We start from the raw sequence: 20,515 nt of genomic DNA, 5'->3' as shown, positions 1-20,515 counted from the left end.
CCCCAGGGGCCCATGTGGACGCCACGACCACCACCGCAGCAGCCGTCGACCTCGCCGATCCCCACCTGTTCGCCGACCCCGGCTACCACCGGCTGTTCCGGCACCTGCGGGAGAACGATCCGGTGCACTGGAACCCCGAGGCCGCCGAGCCGGGCTTCTGGTCGGTCACGCGGTACGAGGACTGCCAGGCCGTCCAGCGGGACGACGAGACCTTCAGCTCCACCGGCACCAACGTGCTCGGCCAGCAACGGTGGACGGGAGACGACGGATCCGGCCGCATGCTCACGCACACCGACGGTCCCCGCCACACGGAACTGCGCCAGGTCGTCAACCGCTCGTTCACCCCGCGGGCCGTCGCCTCACTGGAGTCCTACCTGCGCGCGGTCGTCGGCCGGGCGCTCGACGAGGCGCTCGACGCCGGCGAGGTGGACTTCGTGGAGACCGTCTCCCTGCTGCCCGTGGCCTCCATCGCGGCGGTCCTCGGAGTACCCAGGGAGGACTGGCCGCTGCTGCTCCGCCTGACCACCGCCGCCTTCGGCTCGGCCGACCAGGACTACCAGACCTCTCCCAGCGCCCGGGCCAGCGCCGCCCACGCCCACGCCCAGCTGCTCCTGTACTGCCAGGACCTGATGGAGACACGCCGCCGCGACCCGGCCGACGACGTCGCGACCCGGCTCGTCGAGGCGCAGGACGCGGGCGTGCTGACGGAGGAGGACGCGATGATGTTCTTCGACCTCCTCATCCTCGGCGGCAACGAGACGACCCGCCACGGCGCCGTAGGCGCGCTGCTGGCCTTCACCGACTTCCCCGACCAGTGGCGGCTGCTGCGCGCCGACCGCGGCCTGCTGCCGTCCGCGGTCGCGGAGGTGCTGCGCTACGTCTCACCCAGCAAGCACGTGCTGCGCAGGGCGACACGGCACGTCGAGCTGCACGGCAGAACCATCAGGGCCGGACAGGACGTCGCCGTCTGGCACTTCTCGGCAAACCGCGACGAGCGGGTCTTCGAGCGGCCCGACGTCTTCGACATCACCCGGGGGGACAATCCGCACCTCGGCCTGGGATCCGGTCGGCACTACTGCCTGGGCGCGTCCCTGGCGCTGATGGAGCTCCGGCTGTTCCTCGACGAGCTGTGCACCCGCGTGGCGTCGGCCGAGGTGGTGGAGCCGCCCCAGCGGCTCGCCTCCACGGTCATCAGCGGATTCAAGCGCCTCCGGGTGCGGCTGCGGTCGGCGTGAGGGGAAGGTGGCCGAAGCGGTGGACACCACGACGCTGCTGTCCTGGTTCACGGACAGCGCCGCACGCGGGCCCGACGAACCCGCCCTCGTCATCGGGGGCCGCAGCCTGACCTACGCAGCGCTTGACCGGCTCTCACGCCACCTGGCGCGCCGACTGTCCCAGTGTGTCGGCCGGCGGCGTCGCGTCGGGTTGCTCGCCAACCGCAGCGTGGTCACCTATGCCGGCTATCTGGCGGTGCTCCGGTCCGGCGGCGCCGTGGTGCCGCTCAACCCCGCGTACCCGGCTGCCCGCAACCGCGAGGTGCTGCGGCTGGCCGGCGTGGACGCCGTACTGGTCTGCGCGGGCCAGGACACGGCGTTCGCGGACGGGACCGGCGTCCCCGTCCTCGTGGGAGGGCCCGACCAACCGGACCCCGACCCGTGTGACACGCCCGACGTGCCCGAACCCGCGGGGCCACCGAGCCCCGACGACCTCGCGTACATCCTGTTCACCTCGGGATCCAGCGGCGTGCCCAAGGGCGTGCCCATCCGGCACCGCAACCTGCACGCCTTCCTGCGTCACAACATCGCACGGTACGAGGTCGGGCCGGGCTGCCGGATGTCCCAGACGTTCGGGCTGACCTTCGACCCGTCGGTGTTCGACATGTTCGTCGCGTGGGGCGGCGGCGCGGCCCTCGTGGTGCCCACCGAAGAGGAACTGCTCGACCCTGTGGGGTTCGTGACCGAGAACGACCTCACCCACTGGTACTCCGTGCCGTCGATCATCACCCTCACGCGTACCGCGGGCATCCTGCCCCCCGGCAGCATGCCGTCGCTGCGCTGGAGCCTGTTCGCGGGGGAGCAGCTGACCTTGGACCAGGCGGCCGCCTGGTCGGCCGCGGCACCGCGCAGCACCCTGGAGAACCTGTACGGGCCCACGGAGCTGTCGGTCACGGTGACGGCCTGCCGGCTACCACCTGATGAGCAGCGCTGGCCCCGCACGTCGAACGGCACGGTCCCGATCGGCACCGTCTACCCGCACCTGGACCACCGGACGGACCCGTGCACCGGAGAGCTGCTGGTCCGTGGGCCCCAGCGGTTCTCCGGCTACCTGGACCCCGCGGACAACACGGGCCGTTTCACCCGCGACGCCACGGACGGCTCCGCTGCCATCGACGCCATCGACGTCGCCGGTGGGCCCGGCCCGAAGGACTGGTACCGCACCGGTGACCGGGTCGCGGTCGAGGACGGCCTGCTCGTCCATCTGGGCCGGCTCGACCACCAGGTCAAGATCCGGGGACAGCGAGTGGAGCTCGGGGAGATCGAGGCCGCGCTGCGCAGCTACGCCGGACTGGCACAGGTGGTGGTGTCGACCGGGGTGGGGCGGGGTGGTGCGGCGCAGCTGTCAGCCGTCTACAGCGGAGCAGAGGTGCCGCCCGCGGAACTGCGCCGACGGCTGCGGGCCCGGCTGCCGGCTCACATGATCCCGAAACGGTTCGTCCATCTCGACCAGCTCCCCCTGAACGCGAACGGCAAGGTCGACCGCGATGCCTGCGGGCGGCTGTGACCGACCCAACTGCCGCAAAGCTACCTGCCCTCGTGCCTCCGCTCCCTTCCCGTCCGGAATTAATCTCCGAGGGACGGTCCGGGAATTGGACTCGATCGGAGAATCCCGCAGAGGAGAGGCATGGCGAATCCCTTCGATGACGATCAGGGCGTGTTCCTCGTGGTGGTGAACGAGGAGAACCAGCATTCATTGTGGCCGAATTCCCATGACATACCCGCAGGTTGGAGGCGAGTATTCGGGCCGGACAAGCGGAAGGACTGCCTGGAATTCGTCGAAGAGAACTGGACGGATCTCCGCCCGGCGAGCCTGGTCGCACACGCCATATCCGCTGGGAAATCCATGTGAGATCCCCTCCTTTCCCGCTCGACGAGGAGCGCGTATGACGTCAGAAACGGTGCGTCCCACCGCACCGGTACCCCGGCTCGTTTTCCAGCGGAGCCGGACGAGCGCGCGTGACCAGACGGCATTCCTCGGCAAGCTCGTCCTCGTCCTCGTGCTCGGCGCGGCCGGCGCGGCCCTGGTGCTCACCGGCGATGCCCTCATGACCACGGCGGGAGTCGTCGTCCTCGGCGGCCTCTACGCGCACATGGTGGAGTTGCAGCACCAGTGCCTGCACCACTCCGCCTTCCTGCGCACCGGCCCGCACCGTCCGGTGGGGGTGCTGCTCGGCCTGCCGATGTTCGTCGCGCACAGCCACTACCGGATCCGTCACCTGCAACACCACCGCTATCTCGGCACCGAGCGCGACAGCGAGTTCTTCGGATTCGACACCCGGCAGCCGTTGACCCCCACCGCGTTGCTGGCGGGCCTGTTCGACTACCGGCGGTTCCTCACGGTCGCCGTCGACGTGCAGCGCAGCTGGCGGGGGAAGTGGCGGTACGAGGACGGCCAGATATCGCCTCGGATGAGCCGGGCCTGCATGGCCGAGTACCGGCTGATGACCCTGACCGCGCTGGGCGGCACCGCCGCATGCGTGGCCGGCTGGACCGAGCAGGTCCTCCTGCTGTGGGTGCTCCCCGTGCTCCTGGTCTCCACCCCGGTGCACTTCCTGATCGAACTGCCCGAGCACATCAAGTGCGACGACGACACGACCGACGTGCTGCGGAACACCCGGTCCATCAGCGGCAGCCGGTTCAGCAGGTGGTTCACCAACGGCAACAACCTGCACGTCGAACACCATGCGGCGATGACCGTCCCCATCAACCGCCTCACCGAACGCCACGCCGAGGTACGGCAGTTCGCAAGGTACGTCGAGCACAGCTACTGGACCTTCTACCGGCGCGTGATCCGCGAGGCGACACATGCCGCGCGGCGCAGGCCCGGCCCCGACTCAGCGGAGTGACGATGACCCCTCCCGGCGATGCCGCCGTACTGCCCGAGAGCGCCGCGGCCGGACCCGCGCTGCCCGACGGGGACGCCGGCCGTTCCTACCTGCCCGGTATGACACTGGACGACTACGTGCGCGACGTCGTGGCACCGGACGCGTTGCTGCGGTCGGTGCTCGACTTCGGCCGACCGGGCAGCCGGGACGTCCTGAGCGCCCTCGCGTCGAAGGTCAACGAGTTCGACGACGACGACACCGGACGCGGTGACTCCTACCGCCGTGCACAGCGCGACGCCACGGTCCGCTGGACCGGGATGCGCCGGATGCTGCGGCTGTGCGCGCCCACCGCTGCCACGCGCGAGAGCGTCGTGCTGGACGTGCTCGGCGGGGACGGGACGGTGGCCCGCGCGGTCGCGGTGCAGGACGACGCGTCCCTGCCCGGCCTCACCCTGCTGACCGGGGACGTCTCCGCACGGATGATCGCGCAGGCGCTCGGCCACGGTCTGCCCGCCGTGCGGCAGCCCGCCGACTTCCTCTTCCTGCGGGACGCGTCGGTGGACGCGGTACTGCTCGCCTACGGAAGCCACCACATCTCCCCGCGGGATCGTCCCGCCGCCGTCCGGGAGGCGCTGCGGGTCGTCCGTCCCGGCGGTCGGGTGGTGCTGCACGACTTCCACCGGGCCAGTCCCATGGCCCGGTTCTTCTCCGCCGTGGTCCATCCGCACACCGAGGCCGGGCACGACTACGCCCACTTCTCCCGGTCGGAGATGACCGGCCTCTTCGCCGGGGCCGGCGTCCCGGCGCAGGTCGAGGACCTCTACGACCCGCTCGTCGTGGCCGGCGCCACCGAGGGGGAGGCCCGCCGCCGGCTGTGCGACTACGTCGGCGCCATGTACGGCGTCGGGCACGTGCTGGGGACGCAGGAGGGCACGGACGGGGCGTGGCGCCTGCTCCAGGACGTCTTCGACCATGGCGAGTACGTCGCCCAGCACGCCGTGGACCCCACTCTCCCGCGCACCCCCGCCGTCCGCCCCGCGCGCCACGGCTGGCTGGCCGAGCTGCCGCGGTGGGCGCTGGTGGCCGTCGCGCGGAAGGCGGTGTGAGCCATGGACCGTCCGAACCTCGTCGACCTGGTCCGGCGCCCGCACGAGAGCGGCGACGGGCCCGCCGTCATCAGCGCGGACGGAACGCTCGGCTACGACGAGATGTGGCGGCGCGTCGGAGCGACCGCCGCCTGCCTCGCTGACCGGGGGGTGCGGGCGGGTGACCGCGTAGGCCTCTACTTCCACCGGTCGGCGGAGTACGTGACGTCCCTGCTGGCGACCCTGTCGACCGGGGCCGTCGCCGTCCCCGTCGATCCCGAGTACCCCGCCGACCGTGTCGAGCAGATGCTGCGCGCCGCGGCACCCCGCCTCGTCCTGCACGGCGGCGACCACCGGCACGACGGCACTCCGGCGCGACCTCACGACTGGGTCGACGTCAGCGGCCCGGAGGTCGACGACACCGCGACGCGGCAACGTGCCCGGACCGTCCCGGCCCGCCGGGAGGGCCGCTGGTCGCGGGACCCGGCGCTCATCCTGTTCACCTCCGGTTCCACGGGCCGCCCGAAGGGCGTGGTCCTGCACCACGCCGGGGTGGTCAACCGCCTGGTGTGGGGCCACCGGCAGTACCGCCTGGACGACACCGACCGGGTACTGCACAAGGCATCGATCGCCTTCGACGCGTCCCTGCACGAGATCATGGCCCCGCTGATCGCCGGCGGCACGCTCGTCATCGCCCCCGCCGGACTGCAGTTCGACGGCCGCGGACTGGCCCGGCTCATGCAGGACACCGCCACCACCACCGCGCATTTCGTGCCGAGCATGCTCCGGCACATGCTCGACGAACCGGAGCTGGAGTTCTGCACCGACCTGAGACGGGTCTACAGCGGTGGGGAACCGCTCGACATGGACCTGGTCCGTCGCCTGCGGACGCTGCTCCCGCAGTGCGCCGTGTTCAACCAGTACGGCCCCACCGAGACCTCGCTGAGCGTCACCTACTGGGACGCCGACGAGCCCTTCGACGGACGGATCGCCCCGCTCGGCCGGGCCATCGACGGCGTCGACCTCCATGTCCTGGGCCCGGACATGGCCCCGGTCGCCGAGGGCGGGACGGGCGAGCTGTGGGTCGGCGGTACCGGGGTGGGCTGCGGATACCTCGACGACGAGGAGCAGACCGACGCCCGCTTCCGGCCGGACCCCTACGGGCCACCCGGCGGGCGGCTCTACCGCACCGGAGACCTGGTGTCCGTGGCCCCCGCCGGCTACCTGGAGTTCCGTGGCCGCGTCGACGACCAGGTCAAGGTTCGGGGAGTCCGGGTGGAGCCCGGCGAGGTCGCCTCCGTACTGCGCGGCCACCCCCAGGTGCGGGACGCCGCCGTGGTGAGCGTGCCGGATGCGGCCAGCGGTGTCCGGCTGGTCGCCTACGTCGCCGCCCGGCCCGGTGCGCCGCTCACCGCGGGGGACCTGCGGTCCCACACGGCCCCGGTGCTCCCGCCCGCCATGCAGCCGCAGCAGGTCGTCTTCCTGGCGGACCTGCCGCGACTGCCCAACGGCAAGCTGTCGCGGCTCGACCTCCCGGACCCTCCGGAGTTCCCGGCGGCCACCGAGGACCCCGGTGCCGTAGGGACGGCGGCGCGGCTGCGTGAGATCTGGCGGCAGACCCTCGGCGTCGACGCGATCGCGGACGACGACGACTTCGTGGCGCTGGGCGGCCACTCCCTGACGGCCCTGCGCATCAGCGCCCGGGCACGCGAGGAGACCGGGATCGAGACGGCACCGGTCAGCTGCCTGGAAGCGCCGAGCTTCGGGGAGTGGCTGGCTGCCGCCACCACCGCCGTACACGGATGACAGGGGAGCCCACCGTGCCCGTTCACCGGCCGCTCACGGATCTCCAGCAGTCCATGCTGGCCCACGAGGCACTCCAAGGGGTGCCTCTCTACAACGTGCCGCGGCTCTTCCGGCTCAGCGGACCGGTGGACGTCGATGCGTTGCAGGAGGCGTTCCGGCATGTGGTGCGCCGGCACCCGGTGTTGCGGTGCACCTTCGACGCGGACCACGCCGTGGAAGCCGGTGACGTGGTGCCGCTGCCCGAACTGGACCTGCGTGGCGGGCTCGCGCGGCACGATGCGGTGTCCGCCCTGGCGCCCGTCTGGGAGACACCGTTCCGGCCGGCCGAGGAGGTACCGGTGCGCGCCGTGCTCGCCACGGTGTCGCCCGACGAGCACCACCTGGCGCTGTGCCTCCACCACGTCGTGGCGGACAGCTGGTCCCTCTCCCTGTTGCTGCGCGACCTGGCTGCCGCCTACGTCCGGTTGCTGCACGGCGGGAAGCCCGACGACACCGCCGCCCCGGACTTCTTCGCGCTGGCCGCCGCCGAGCGAGCCCGGACATGGGACACCGCGTGGTGGCGGGAGCGGCTCGCGGGCGCGCCGCCGCAGCCCCGGCCCCGCGAGGAGCCGCCGCCACACGACCAGCAAGGCACTCACACCCGGATGGACCTCCGCCTGGACGCCGCGGCCACCCGGGGACTGCGGAGCCTGGCGCGCCTGGCGCGGGTCTCGCCGGCCGTGGTGCTGTTCACGGCCGTCAGCACGGCCGTGGCCACCGCCGAGGCCCCCCACGAGAGCACCCTCGGGCTGCCGGCCGTCCTGCGGGACACCCTGGAGCGGCAGGAGACCGTCGGACCGCTCCTCAACACCCTGCCCGTGCGCACGTCGTGGACCGGCGCCCACTCGGGCACCGCCCTCGTGCAGGAGCACCACGCGTCGGTGGAGGCGGCCCTCGCCCACAAGGGGGTGCCCTACTCCCGCATCATCAAGGCGTCCGGCGCCCGCCGCCGCCCCACCCCGCTGTACCTGCACGTCGTCAACGTCGACAACGAGGCCCCGCGGCTCCGCCTGCCGCGGGTGCGGGTGACGCCGACGCCGATCCTCCCGCGCTGGGCCGTCTTCCCCGCGCACTGGGTGTTCAGCTGGGGAACGGTCGGCAACATCACCGGTGTGCTGCACGCCGGCCTCGACGCCTTCACCCACGACCAGGCCACCACGTACGGCGAGAGGTTCCGGTCGAGCCTTCGCCGGCTACTGCGCGGCGTCTGACCATGCTCCCGTCCGCCGATCCGACATCGAGGGTTCCCGTGACTTCACCGCACCACGTCGAACACCCGGACACCGCCGCAGGGCGTGCACCGCACCGGCCTCAGGAGGAGATCCTGCGCGGACTCTTCGCGGAGGTCCTGGACCTCCCCCACGTCGGGCTCGACGACGACTTCTTCGACCTGGACGGCGACTCGCTGGACGCGATGCGGCTGATCAGCAGGGTACGGGCGGTACTCGGCCGGGAGCTGAACATCCGTGTGCTCTTCCGCAGCCCGACGGTCGCCGGCGTCGCACGTGCGCTCACCGCGGCCGCACCCGCCGCCGCCCCCGCGCCCGCCCCGCTCGAAGCGCGTCCCCGCCCCGACCGGATCCCGCTGTCCCACGCCCAGCAACGGCTGAAGTTCCTCGCCATGCTGGAGGGCCCCGCCCCCACCTACAACATCCCCGTCGCCCTGCGACTGACGGGCAGCGTCGACCCCGCCGCCCTGGAACGCGCGCTCGGTGACGTGGTCGAACGCCACGAGGCCCTGCGCACGGTCTTCCCCGACCAGTTCGGGGAGGCCCACCAGCACGTCCTCGACCCGCACGAGGCGCGATGCGTCCTGCACACGGCCCGCGTTCCCCGTGCGGACCTGGAACGGGAACTCGCGCGGGCGGCAGACCACGCCTTCGACATCGCCGTCGAACCGCCGCTGCGGGCCCGGCTGCTGACGACCCAGGAAGCGCCGGAGGAACACGTCCTCCTGCTCCTCCTGCACCACATCGTGGCCGACGGCTGGTCGCTGCGCCCGTTGCTGCGCGACCTCTCCCGGGCCTACCGCGCCCGCACCGCCGGCTCCGCACCCGGCTGGGACCCGCTGCCGGTCCAGTACGCGGACTACGCCCTGTGGCAGCGGGACGCGCTGGGCGGCCCGGACCGCCCGGACAGCCCGCTCGCCGCCCAGGTCGCCTACTGGCGCCGCGCCCTGGACGGCCTGCCCGAGCAACTGGCGCTCCCCTTCGACCGGCCGCGCCCCCGGGCCGCCGACCACGCCGGCGCCGGAGTGCCGGTCGCCCTCGACCCGACGCTGCACCGGGCGGTGGCGGGGCTGGCCCAGCGGGCCGGCGTCACCCGGTTCATGCTGTTCCAGGCCGCGCTGGCCGCGGTGTTCACCCGGGTGGGCGCGGGAGAGGACATCGCCGTGGGCACCGCCGTCGCCGGACGGGCGCAGGAGTCCCTGCACGACCTCGTCGGCTGCTTCGTCAACCTGCTGGTGCTGCGCACCGACACCTCGCGGAACCCGACCTTCCGGGAACTGCTCGAGCGGGTGCGGGCGGCGGACCTGGAGGCGTACGCACACCAGGACGCCCCCTTCGACCTCCTCGTGACAGAGCTGAAGCCCAGGCGGTCGTCCGCCCACCACCCGCTCTTCCAGGTGGTGTTGACCGTCGACGGCGGTGCCGCCGAGGCATGGGAGACGGACGGCCTGCGTGGTGCGGCGGAGTTCCCACCGACATCCGTGGCCAAGTTCGACCTCGGGCTGTACCTGCACGAGGCGACGCTCCCGGACGGAACCCCGCACGGCGTCAACGGCGTGCTCCAGTACGCGACGAGCCTGTTCGACCAGGCCACGGTCCAGGACCTCGCCGATCGGTTCGTGCACCTGCTGAGGGAGGTGGTCGACGATCCGGACCGCCCGGTCACGGCCGTCGACTCCGACCAGGGGGGTCCGTCGGGGCCTGAACGCCCGCCCGTCGGCACACCACCGGCAGCTTGGGCGAAGGTGGCTGCCCGCGGGCCGCGTCGCCGGTAGCTTCTCGAGACGGCCCGCACTCATCCACCCGACCCCGAACGGACGACGCCGTGACCGACACGACCACGCCCCAGCCGGCGCCGCCCCCGGCCACCGAGCCGGCCCGACGGCAGAGGGACGAGCGGCCCCGGTCATTGTGGCGCCACCGCAACTTCATGTTGCTCTTCAGCGCCCAGACCCTCAGCGAGACCGGCACCCGCATCTCCGGCGTCGCCGTTCCGCTGCTGGCGCTCACCGTTCTGCACGCCTCCGCGTTCGAGGTGTCCCTGCTCACCGCCCTGGCGTGGCTGCCCTACGTGCTCTTCGCACTGCCGGCCGGCGTGTACGTCGACCGGGTGCGCAAGCGCCGGCTCATGGTGGTGTGCGACCTGATCCGCATGGCGCTGACGGCATCCCTGCCGGTCACCGCCCTGCTGGGGACCGTGACCATCGCACAGTTGTATGTGGTCGTCGGCCTCTGCGGCGTCCTCACCGTGTTCTTCAACGTCGCCCAACGGACCCAGCTGCCCCTGCTCGTCGCCGGCGAACAACTGGTCGAGGGTCGTGGCAAGCAGGAGACGGCCGAAGGCGCCGCCGAACTGGTCGGCCCCGCCCTGGGCGGCCTGCTGGTCGGCCTCATCGGTGCGACCAGGACCGTGCTGGCCGACGCGGTGTCCTTCCTCGTCAGCGCCTGCGCCGTAGCGGCGATCCGCACCGAGGCGCAGGAGGCGCGGATCGACGAGGACGACCGCCTACCGTTCCGCGCCGCCGTGCGCGAGGGACTCTCGTTCGTGCTCGGGCACCCGATTCTGCGCCGCTTCCTGGGATGCAGCGCCACCAACAACTTCTTCGTCATGGCGATGACCGGCATCGAGGTCGTCTTCCTCGTGGACGACCTGAACGCCCGGCCGTTCGTCGTCGGCCTCGTCTTCACCGGTGGCGCCGTCGGTGGGCTGGTCACCGGCCTCGTCGCCCAGCCGCTGGCCGACCGCATCGGCTCCGCCCGGGTGATCTGGGTGGCCATGGCGGCTCCCGGTCCCCTGTACCTGCTCATGCCGCTGGCCTCACAGGGCTGGGGCGTCACGCTGTACGCGGTCGGCCTGACGGCCTTCTCCGCGAACGCCGTCCTCTACAACTCGGCCATGGGCGCCTACATGCAGCGAATCTGCCCCACGCCGATGCTGGGCCGAATGAACGCCTCCAACATGTGGGTGTCCTTCGGGGTGGTCCCGCTCGGGGCACTTTTCGGTGGCGCGCTCGGTACCTGGATCGGGCTGCGGGCCACGCTGCTCGTCTGCGTGCTCGGCGCCTGGTCCGCCTGCCTGTTCCTCGTCCTCTCGCCGCTCCGCACCATGCGCGACGTTCCCGAGGACTGACCGCACGGCCGCGGTGCCCGGCCGGCGTGCGGACGAGCGCGGCACCTTCCCGTCGGGTTCCGGACGGCGCACAACAATTCGGCTGCACAAGAAAAGCGGGTGGCGTGGCGGAGCCGACGATATCGTGCGCACAGCGATTTACATGCGTCAATTTCGACAGAAAGCAGGCCTATGAAGTCTGATGAAATTGTCGGTCTGCTCGCCGAGCCCGCGCGGCTGCGGGTCTTCTCCGCCGTGGTGCTCGGAGCCTCCTCCGCCGCACAGGCGGCCGCATCAGCGGGCACGTCGGCGAAGGAGACGAACGCGGCGCTTCGCCGGCTGCGTCGGGGAGGCTTGATAGCGGAGACCGACGGCGTGCTCCGGCCCCGGACCGATCACCTCAGGGAGATCGTCCGCGAGACGCGTCCCGCGCGTCCCGAGGAGAGCCACGGCTACGCGGACCAGCGCGTGGAGTCGCTGCTGCGCACGTTCGTGCGGGACGGCCGGCTGGTCAGCATGCCCTCGCACTTCCGCCGCCGCAGGGTGGTGCTCCAACACCTCGTGGAGCGGACGTTCGAGGTCGGGCGGACCTACGACGAGCGGACCGTCAACGAGAAGCTCAAAGTGTGGTGCGAGGGTGCCGAGACGGACCACGTCACCGTGCGGCGCTATCTGATCGACCTCTGCCTGCTCGGCCGCAGGGACGGCGGGGACTACTGGCGCCGCACGGACGTCCAACCAGCGCTCTGAGCAACTGCCTCTGCGATGCCGGTCGACGTGCCCCGTCGCCCGGTGTCCGCGGAGCTAGGGTGCGACACAGGGGGCGGCCGCCGCAGCGCAGCCGGAAAGAAACCGGCCGATGGATTTCCTCCCGCCCTTTTCCGGGTGCCGCCGGCTCCTTGTGCAACCGCTTCGCGGATCTGTGAGGAGAGACATTGATTCCGTTGTCCTACGCCCAACAACGGTTGTGGTTCCTCAACCGGCTGGAGGGGCCGAACGCGACGTACAACGCGCCGCTGCTGCTCCAGCTCACCGGGCGGTTGGACGTACCGGCACTGCAAGCGGCGTGGCGCGACGTGCTCGGCCGGCACGAGAGCCTGCGGACGGTGTTCCGCGACATCGACGGCGAGCCGCACCAGGTCGTGCTGCCCGCCGACGAGGCCGGGCTGGGGCTCACGGTCCGCACGCCCCCGCCCGGGGACGCGGCCGAGGAGCTGCGGCGACTCCAGGTGGAGCCCTTCGACCTGGCGGTCGACCTGCCCGTGCGCCCCTGGCTCGTGGGCACCGGCACCACGCGGTGGGTGCTCGCGCTGGTGACCCACCACATCGTCAGCGACGGCTGGTCCGCGACGTTGCTGCTGCGCGACCTGGCGCAGGCGTACACCGCCCGGGTGCAGACCGGCCGGGCACCGGTCTGGGAGGCGCTGCCCGTCCAGTACGCCGACTACACGCTGTGGCAACGGGACCTGCTGGGGGACGCCGCTGACCCGGAGAGCCTGCTGAGCCGGCAACTGGGCTTCTGGCGCGGCGCGCTGGCCGGCATGCCCGACGAGCTCTCGCTGCCGGCCGACCGCGCACGCCCCTCCACCGCGAACCACCACGGAGGAACCGTCCGCTTCGACCTGGGGCCCGATCTGGCCGCAGCACTGCGGACGGTGGCGCAGCAGGGGGGAGCCACCCTGTTCATGGCCCTCCAGGCAGGTGTCGCCGCACTGCTCACGCGCCTCGGCAGCGGAACGGACATCCCGCTGGCCACCGCCGTCGCCGGCCGCACCGACGAGGCGCTGGACGACGTGGTGGGCTTCTTCGTCAACACGCTCGTGCTGCGCACGGACACCTCCGGAGACCCGACGTTCCGTCAGTTGCTCGCCCGGGTCCGGAAGACCGACATCGCCGCCCTCGACCACCAGGACGTGCCCTTCGAACGGCTGGTGGAGGAGCTGAACCCGGCCCGCTCCCACTCCCGCAACCCGCTGGTCCAGGTCGCGGTGGAACTGCACAGCGGATCCGCCACGGACGTCCGCATGCCCCAGGTGGCGTGCACGGAACTCGCGGGCGACATCGCAGACGCCGTCAAGCTCGATCTGAACTGGGACTTCGTCGAATCCGGCACGGATCTCAGGGGCGTCCTGGGATATGCGCGCGACCTCTTCGACCGGGAGACGGCGGTGGACCTGACCGGGCGGCTGGCCCGGCTGCTTCGGGAGGCGACCGGCCGACCGGACACCCCGCTGTCCCGGCTCCCGCTGCTCGACGAGGCAGAAGAGCGCACTCTCCTGCACGACGGACACCGCACCCAGCACCAGGACCTCGCGCATGGAGTCGTGCAACGCGTCCGGGAACACGCGGCCGCGCGCCCCGAGGCCATGGCGGTGACAGGCGGCCGTCAGGACGTCACCTACCGGACCCTGGTCGGCCGTGCGAGCGCGCTCGCCCGACGCCTGCGCCGCACCGCGGCATCGGCGCCGGGCATCGTCGCGGTGCTCGCCGATCGCGGCCCCGACGTGGTCACCGCCCTGCTCGGCATCCTCGGCGCCGGGTGCGCCTACCTGCCGCTGGACACCGCAGCGCCACCCGCACGCAACGCCGCCCGGCTGGCGGACACCCACGCCTCGTGCCTGCTCACCGACTCCGGACACGCCGGCTTCGCACAGAAGGTGGCCGATCGTGCCGACCACCCGATCGACGTGCTGGTCCTGGACGACGCCGTGGACCCGCCCGACGACCTCGCCCCGGTCCTGCACGGGCCCGACGACCTGGCGTACGTCCTGTTCACCTCCGGATCGACCGGTCGTCCCAAAGGGGCGATGGTGACGCACCGGGGCCTGGTCAACAACCTGCTGGGCGAGGCCGAGGCCATCGGCATCACCGACGCCACCGAGGTGGTCGTCTCCAGTGCGCCGCTGACCTTCGACATCTCGATCTGGCAGATGCTCACCGCGTTGGTCTTCGGCGGACGCGTCCACGCGGTCGGCCAGGCCGAGGCCCGGGACCCCCAGGCGCTGTTCGACGAGGTGATCGCCACGGGGGCCACGGTGTTGCAGGTGGTGCCGAGCCTGCTCCAGACGACGCTGGACCAGTGGGATGTGCACGGCGGCGGGCCCGCACGGCTTCCGCTGCGGCGTCTGGCCGTCACCGGCGAGGCGCTGCCCGCGGACCTGTGCCGCCGCTGGCTGGCCCGCCACCCAGACGTTCCGCTCGTGAACTGCTACGGCCCCACGGAGTGCTCCGACGACGTCGCGCAGGCACTCATCACCGCGCGGACGCCCCCGGAGGGCACCCGCGCCCCCATCGGGGTCGCTACGCGGGGCCTGCGCCTGTACGTCCTCGACGACGGGCTCCGGCTCGTTCCCCCCGGCACACCCGGTGAGCTGTACGTCGGTGGCGTCGGTGTCGGCCTCGGCTACCTGGACGATCCCGCGCGCACCGCGACCGTCTTCGTTCCCGATCCGTACGGCGGCGAGCCGGGCCGGCGCATGTACCGCACCGGCGATGTCGCCCGCCGGCGCAGGGACGGCCAGCTGGAGTTCCTCGGCCGCCAGGACCACCAGGTGAAGATCCGGGGCCGGCGCATCGAACTGGGCGAGGTGGAGTTCGCGCTGAGGGAGCTCGCGGGCGTGCGGGAGGCCGTCGTCGCCGTGGCGGACGGCCCCGGCGGGCATCCGGTACTCGTCGGCTACTACACCGGAACCCCGGAGCCGGCTGACGTACGGGCCCGGCTGGCGACGGTGCTCACGGACGCCATGGTGCCCGGTGTCCTGCTGCCGCTGGACGAACTGCCGCTCACCGCGAACGGCAAGGTGGACCGCGACGCGTTGCCGTTGCCCGACCTCTCCGCCCGCGCGAAGGGGCGGCCGCCGAGGACCGCGCGGGAGCGTGCACTGTGCCGGGCCTTCGAGGAGACGCTGGGACTGGACGGCGTCGGGGCGGACGAGGGCTTCTTCGACCTCGGCGGCCAGTCCCTGCTGGCCGTGCGGTTGATCAGCAGCGTCAACAGGAGGCTTGACGCCCGGCTTCCGCTGGCCGCCGTCTTCGAGCGGCAGACGCCCGCGGGGCTCGCCGCCCTGCTGGACGAAGGCGCCGCCTGCAGGCCGGCCGTGACGGACCTGCGCCGCGAGATCCGACTCGACCCCGAGATACGAGCGTCGACGGTCCCCATCGCCGGGCCCGTGCCCGATCCCAGCGACGTCCTGCTCACCGGAGCCACCGGGTTCCTCGGCGCTTTCGTCCTCCGGGAGACGCTCGAGCGCACCTCCGCCACCGTCCACTGCCTGGTGCGTGCAGCGGACGACACCGCCGCCCTGCGGCGGATCGAGGCCGCGCTGACCGCCTACGGCCTGTGGGAGGACCGGCTGCGCGACCGCGTCGTGGCCGTGGCCGGAGACCTGACACAGCGCCTGCTGGGCCTGACCGAGAAGCGCTTCGATGCACTGGCGCGGACCGTGGACGTGGTCTTCCACAACGGTGCCCGGGTCAACCTGATGGAGTCCTACGAGACGCTGCGGCCCACGAACGTGAACGGCGTCCAGGAGATCCTTCGGCTGGCTGCCCGGCACCGCACCGTGCCGGTCCACTACGTGTCGACGATCAGCACGGTCGTGGCCGGCGAGGACGACCCTGAGATCCTTCCGGAGGACTGGGTCAGCGATCCGGCGCTGCTGGACCCGTACGGCTACGTGCGGACCAAGTGGGTGGCCGAAGGCCTCGTCCGGCTGGCACGGCAGCGCGGGATCCCGACGGCCGTGTACCGCCCGTCGCGCATCGGCAGCCACGCGCAGACCGGAGTCATGGGGGGCGACGACGCCTTCTGGCACTTCGTGCGGGCCTGCGTGGAACTCGGTGTCCGCCCCGAACCCGGCCTTGACGGCGAGGGACTGCGCGAGAACATCGTGCCGGTCGACTTCGCCGCCGCCGCGTTCGTCCACCTCGCGCTCACCGGGCGGGCCGACGGCGTCGTCTACAGCCTGACCAGCCCGGTGCAGACCGAGCTGAGCGCCGTGCTGGAACACGCCCAGCGCCTCGGATACCCGACCGTTCCCGTTCCGTACGAGCAGTGGCGGCACGTCCTGCGCACGGCGGCGGACGCCGTACCCGGCGCCGGTGGGTCCGTGCAGGCGGTGGCGCTGCTGGACAGCACGCTGGGGGAGACGCCGGGGCGCTACCCGGACGTCTTCGACCGGGCGAACACGCAACGCGGCCTGGACGGTACCGGGCTGATGTGCCCGACCATCGGCCCCGACCTGCTCGAACCGTGTCTCGCGTATTTCACCCGGCAGGGACTCCTGCGTCCGCCCCCTGCCGCGCCCGACCGGAACCCGCGTCAGTCCACCGCCTCCTGCGGCCCGTCCTCCGCCACCGGCCGGAAGCCGGCCAGGAGGTGACCGGGCCGGGTCGACGGCGCCCGACGGAACGGGTGCTCTGACCGGCGACGAGGAAACGCACGGTGACCAGCGAGCGGCGAGGCACGAGGGAACCCGGGGCGGGCCGAACACCGAAATCCGCGGCGTGCCGGACACTGGAAGGAGAGGGTGGTGGCCGACGATGCTGACGGATGTGCGCGAGCACCTGGGCAGAGCCCTGTTCGAGCGGGTCGCTGGCCCCGAAGGACCGGCCACCCGTGCCCGCATCCACGGCACCGAGGGCCCGCGCTGGTTCGCGCCCGACCGCCCGATCCGAACCGTGCACGGGGACGCCTCGATGTTCATCGGCGGGATCAGCGCCTTGCTGTTGCAGTCCCTGCACCCGCGCGCCATGGCCGCCGTCGCCGCCCACTCCGGATACCGCAGCGACCCGTGGGGCCGGTTGCAGCGCACCAGTGCCTTCCTCGCCGTCACGACGTACGGCACGGCCGACGATGCGCAGGCGGCCGTCGACCACGTCCGCGGCATCCACGAGCGGGTGCGTGGGACGACCGCCGAGGGACTGGCGTACCACGCGGCCGACCCGCACCTGCTGGGCTGGGTGCACGCCGCCGAGACGGACAGCTTCCTGCGCGCCCACCGTCGCTACGGAGCCCGGCCGCTCGACGCCACCGGCTACGACGCGTACGTCGCCGACACCGCCCGGGTCGCCGAGGCCCTGGGAGTGGTCGACGCACCCCGCGACCGCCGCGAGCTGGCCGACCGGCTGGCGGCCTACCGGCCCGAGCTGCGGGTCACCCCCGAGGCCCGCGCCGCCGCGCGCTTCCTGCTGCTGCGGCCCCCACTGCCCCTGCCGGCACGGCCGTTCTACGCCGGCCTGGCCGCGAACGCCGTCGCGCTGCTGCCGCCGTGGGCCCGGAGCATGCTGCGGCTGCCCCGTCTCCCCGTCGTCGAGGACATCGCCGTACGCCCAGCGGGCCAGGTCCTGACCCGGACCATCCGCTGGGCCATGGCCCCGTCCCGGCCACCCGCGCACTGACGACCGCCATCCGGTCCCGGCTCGGCGTCCCCCACACCGCGCCCCCACGGTGATCGACGGGTCTCCCGGGTATGCGCACCGCATCCCCGCCCCCTGCCCCTCGCCTGCCTCACCGGTTCGGGTTACCGTCGTCGCGCCTGGAAGGAGGGGCGATCAGTCGTGGCTGAGCTGGTTTTGGGACCGTTGTTGAGGTACGCGGACGCTTCGTTGGCGACCGTGTGGGTCGAGACGAGCCGTCCGTGCGTCGCCGAGGTGCGCTGTTCGAACGGCGCGGGCGGGGCGGCCGCCACCTTCCAGGTGGCCGGGCACCACTACGCCCTGGTCACGGTGACGGGACTCGAACCCGACACCGCACCGTCGTACGAGGTCTTCTTGGACGACGCCCCGGTGTGGCCGCTGGCCGATTCCGGCTTTCCGCCCTCCGTCATCCGAAGCCCCGCCGGCGGTGACGCCGTCCGGGTCACCTTCGGCTCCTGCCGCTGGGCCACACCCATGGCGGGCGGCAAGGCCCTGGGCACGGACGCCCTCGACTCGCTCGCCACCCGCCTGGCGGCCGACCCCGACGCCGAACGCCCCGACGTGCTGCTGCTCCTGGGCGATCAGGTGTACGCGGACGAGACCTCGGAGGAGACCCGGAAATGGCTGGCCACCCGGCGCGATCTCGCCGAGGCCCCCGGCGGCCAGGTCGTCGACTACGAGGAGTACTGCCACCTCTACTACGAGTCCTGGCTCGACCCGGAGATCCGCTGGCTGCTGTCCACCGTGCCCAGCTGCATGATCTTCGACGACCATGACGTCATCGACGACTGGAACACCTCCGCGGCCTGGCTCGCCGACATGCGCGCCACCCACTGGTGGCAGGAACGGCTGCTGAGCGGCCTGATGACGTACTGGGTGTACCAGCACCTCGGCAACCTCTCCCCGGCCGACCTCGCGGACGACCCGACCTACGCCGCGGTGCGTGCCACCCCGGACGGCACGGACGCGCTGCGCAGCTTCGCCCTGCGGGCCGACGCCGACGCCACCGCCGTCCGGTGGAGCTACCGGCGCGACTTCGGCCGGGTGAGGCTGGTGATGGTGGACTCGCGTGCGGCGCGGGTGCTCGGCGAGGACGACCGCGCCATGCTGGACGACGGCGAGGCGGCCTGGCTGCGCAAGCAGGTGCAGACCGACCCGGACGCCTACGACCACCTCCTGGTCGGCACCTCCCTGCCGTGGCTGCTGCCGCACCTGGTGCACGATGCCGAGGCGTGGGACGCGGCCCTGTGCGCGGGGGAGCACGGAACCCGCTGGGCCCGCTTCGGCGAGCGGCTGCGCCGGACGGCCGACCTGGAGCACTGGGCCGCCTTTCCGCGCTCCTTCGCCGACCTCGCCGACCTGCTCGTGGAGACCGCCTCCGCCCCACAGGGCCCCGCGAGCGTGTGCGTGCTCTCCGGCGACGTGCACCACGGCTACGTCGCCCGGGCCACCTGGCCGTCCGCCGGGCAGGACGCACGGGTCCTCCAGCTCACCTGCTCACCCGTGCACAACCGCGTGCCCCTGTACATGCGACTGGGGTTCCGTTTCGGTTGGAGCGCCCTGGCCCGCCGGATGGGCCGGGCCCTCGCCCGGCACGGCCGCTGCCCCGCCCTGCCGGTGCAGTGGCGCAAGCAGGGCGGCCCATGGTTCGGCAACCAGCTCATGACCCTCACCCTGTGCGGCCGTTCCGCCCGGCTCCGGCTGGAACAGGCTGCCCTCGACGGCACGTTGCACACCGCGCACGACTCCACCCTGACCCCCTCCTGAGCGGCGCGTGCGCGTCGGTGGTGGTCCTATCCACGCCCGCTGGGGAGACTGGGCGCACGGGAGCAGCCGGTGCGGACGGTGCAGCCGGCGCGGACGGAGGTGATCGCCGATGGCGGACGAACGTGCGGGCTACCCGGGTCTCATCGTGCCGGTCGGGCACGTCGAGCCCGTGCCGCGTCGCATCCGTGCCCAGGTCGGCGGCCGGTGGGTGCTCGACACCCGGCGCGCGCTGTACGTGTGGGAGTGGCCCGGCTATCCGCAGTACAGCATTCCGCTGCGGGATCTGGCCGAGGGCGTCCTCACCGACGACGGCCGCACCGGCCGGCTGAAACCCGGCCCGGCACGGCGGCACTCGCTGCGGGTCGGCTCCGAGGTCCGCGAGGGCGCGGCGTGGGTCTGGGACGAGGGGGCCCCGGAGGAGCTCCTCGGCACCGCCCGGTTCCGGTGGGACGCGCTCGACGCCTGGTACGAGGAGGAAGAGCAGGTCTTCGTGCACCCGAGGAGCCCGTACACGAGGGTGGACGCGCTGCGCTCGTCCAGCAGCGTGCGCGTCGAGGTGGACGGCACCGTCCTCGCGGACGCACCGTCCTCGGTGACGCTCTTCGAGACCGGCCTGCCGACCCGCTACTACGTGGAGCGCACGTACGTCGACTGGACCCGGCTGCGCCCCTCGGACACGGTGACGGCATGCCCGTACAAGGGGAGGACCAGCGGGTACTGGTCGTTCGCGAGCGGGACCGCCGGCCACGACGACCTCGCCTGGGCGTACGACTTCCCGACGGTGGCGTGCGCCGCCGTCGCGGGGCGGGTCGCCTTCTACAACGAGCACGTCGACCTGTACGTGGACGGTGTCCTGCTCCCGAGACCCACCGCCCTCTCACGGACCCAGTGGGACAAGGAACAACACGCGCGTTCCTGAGCCGAGGCGTGACGAACCGGGCCCGACCGATGACTGTGGCGC

General features: G+C 72.5%; 14 protein-coding genes. All 14 read left to right on the top strand.

Features of this window, described 5'->3' with window-relative positions; genetic code table 11:
- Window positions 1–14: 14 nt before the first annotated feature.
- A complete protein-coding gene (locus NQO67_RS44260) occupies window positions 15–1,235 on the top strand; it encodes a cytochrome P450 (RefSeq protein ID WP_255950578.1) in 1,221 nt (406 codons plus the stop codon).
- Between the two features lie 19 nt (window positions 1,236–1,254).
- On the top strand, window positions 1,255–2,781 hold the full coding sequence (locus tag NQO67_RS15630) for an amino acid adenylation domain-containing protein (RefSeq protein ID WP_255950577.1): 1,527 nt from the start codon (window positions 1,255–1,257) through the stop codon (window positions 2,779–2,781).
- A 120-nt stretch (window positions 2,782–2,901) separates the two neighbouring features.
- Complete coding sequence (locus tag NQO67_RS15625) at window positions 2,902–3,126, top strand: MbtH family protein (RefSeq protein WP_255950576.1); 225 nt, start codon at window positions 2,902–2,904, stop codon at window positions 3,124–3,126.
- A gap of 34 nt (window positions 3,127–3,160) precedes the next feature.
- Window positions 3,161–4,123 (top strand): fatty acid desaturase family protein, encoded by a 963-nt coding sequence (locus tag NQO67_RS15620; protein ID WP_255950575.1) that lies wholly within the window; start codon window positions 3,161–3,163, stop codon window positions 4,121–4,123.
- 2 nt (window positions 4,124–4,125) lie between these two features.
- Window positions 4,126–5,208 (top strand): class I SAM-dependent methyltransferase, encoded by a 1,083-nt coding sequence (locus NQO67_RS15615; protein WP_255950574.1) that lies wholly within the window; start codon window positions 4,126–4,128, stop codon window positions 5,206–5,208.
- Window positions 5,209–5,211: 3 nt separating this feature from the next.
- A complete protein-coding gene (locus tag NQO67_RS15610) occupies window positions 5,212–6,993 on the top strand; it encodes a non-ribosomal peptide synthetase (RefSeq protein WP_255950573.1) in 1,782 nt (593 codons plus the stop codon).
- Window positions 6,994–7,007: 14 nt separating this feature from the next.
- Window positions 7,008–8,243 carry a condensation domain-containing protein gene (locus NQO67_RS15605; RefSeq protein WP_255950572.1) on the top strand — a complete coding sequence of 412 codons (1,236 nt, stop codon included), beginning with the start codon at window positions 7,008–7,010 and terminating at the stop codon, window positions 8,241–8,243.
- A gap of 38 nt (window positions 8,244–8,281) precedes the next feature.
- A complete protein-coding gene (locus tag NQO67_RS15600) occupies window positions 8,282–10,036 on the top strand; it encodes a condensation domain-containing protein (RefSeq protein WP_255950571.1) in 1,755 nt (584 codons plus the stop codon).
- Between the two features lie 50 nt (window positions 10,037–10,086).
- Window positions 10,087–11,391: an MFS transporter gene (locus NQO67_RS15595; RefSeq protein ID WP_255950570.1), complete on the top strand. Its 1,305-nt coding sequence runs from the start codon at window positions 10,087–10,089 to the stop codon at window positions 11,389–11,391.
- A gap of 171 nt (window positions 11,392–11,562) precedes the next feature.
- Window positions 11,563–12,120, top strand: a complete 558-nt coding sequence (locus tag NQO67_RS15590) for a DUF2087 domain-containing protein (protein WP_255950569.1) — start codon at window positions 11,563–11,565, stop codon at window positions 12,118–12,120.
- Window positions 12,121–12,314: 194 nt separating this feature from the next.
- Window positions 12,315–16,751 (top strand): non-ribosomal peptide synthetase, encoded by a 4,437-nt coding sequence (locus NQO67_RS15585; RefSeq protein WP_255950568.1) that lies wholly within the window; start codon window positions 12,315–12,317, stop codon window positions 16,749–16,751.
- Between the two features lie 160 nt (window positions 16,752–16,911).
- Window positions 16,912–17,769: an oxygenase MpaB family protein gene (locus tag NQO67_RS15580; protein ID WP_255950567.1), complete on the top strand. Its 858-nt coding sequence runs from the start codon at window positions 16,912–16,914 to the stop codon at window positions 17,767–17,769.
- A gap of 159 nt (window positions 17,770–17,928) precedes the next feature.
- Window positions 17,929–19,554: an alkaline phosphatase D family protein gene (locus tag NQO67_RS15575; RefSeq protein WP_255950566.1), complete on the top strand. Its 1,626-nt coding sequence runs from the start codon at window positions 17,929–17,931 to the stop codon at window positions 19,552–19,554.
- Between the two features lie 109 nt (window positions 19,555–19,663).
- Window positions 19,664–20,473: a DUF427 domain-containing protein gene (locus NQO67_RS15570; RefSeq protein ID WP_255950565.1), complete on the top strand. Its 810-nt coding sequence runs from the start codon at window positions 19,664–19,666 to the stop codon at window positions 20,471–20,473.
- Window positions 20,474–20,515: the final 42 nt, after the last annotated feature.

It is taken from the genome of Streptomyces odontomachi (assembly GCF_024435355.1).
Taxonomy (GTDB): Bacteria; Actinomycetota; Actinomycetes; order Streptomycetales; family Streptomycetaceae; genus Streptomyces; species Streptomyces odontomachi.
The sequence above is the reverse complement of the archived record's forward strand: the minus strand, read 5'-3'. Positions and strand labels throughout refer to the sequence as shown.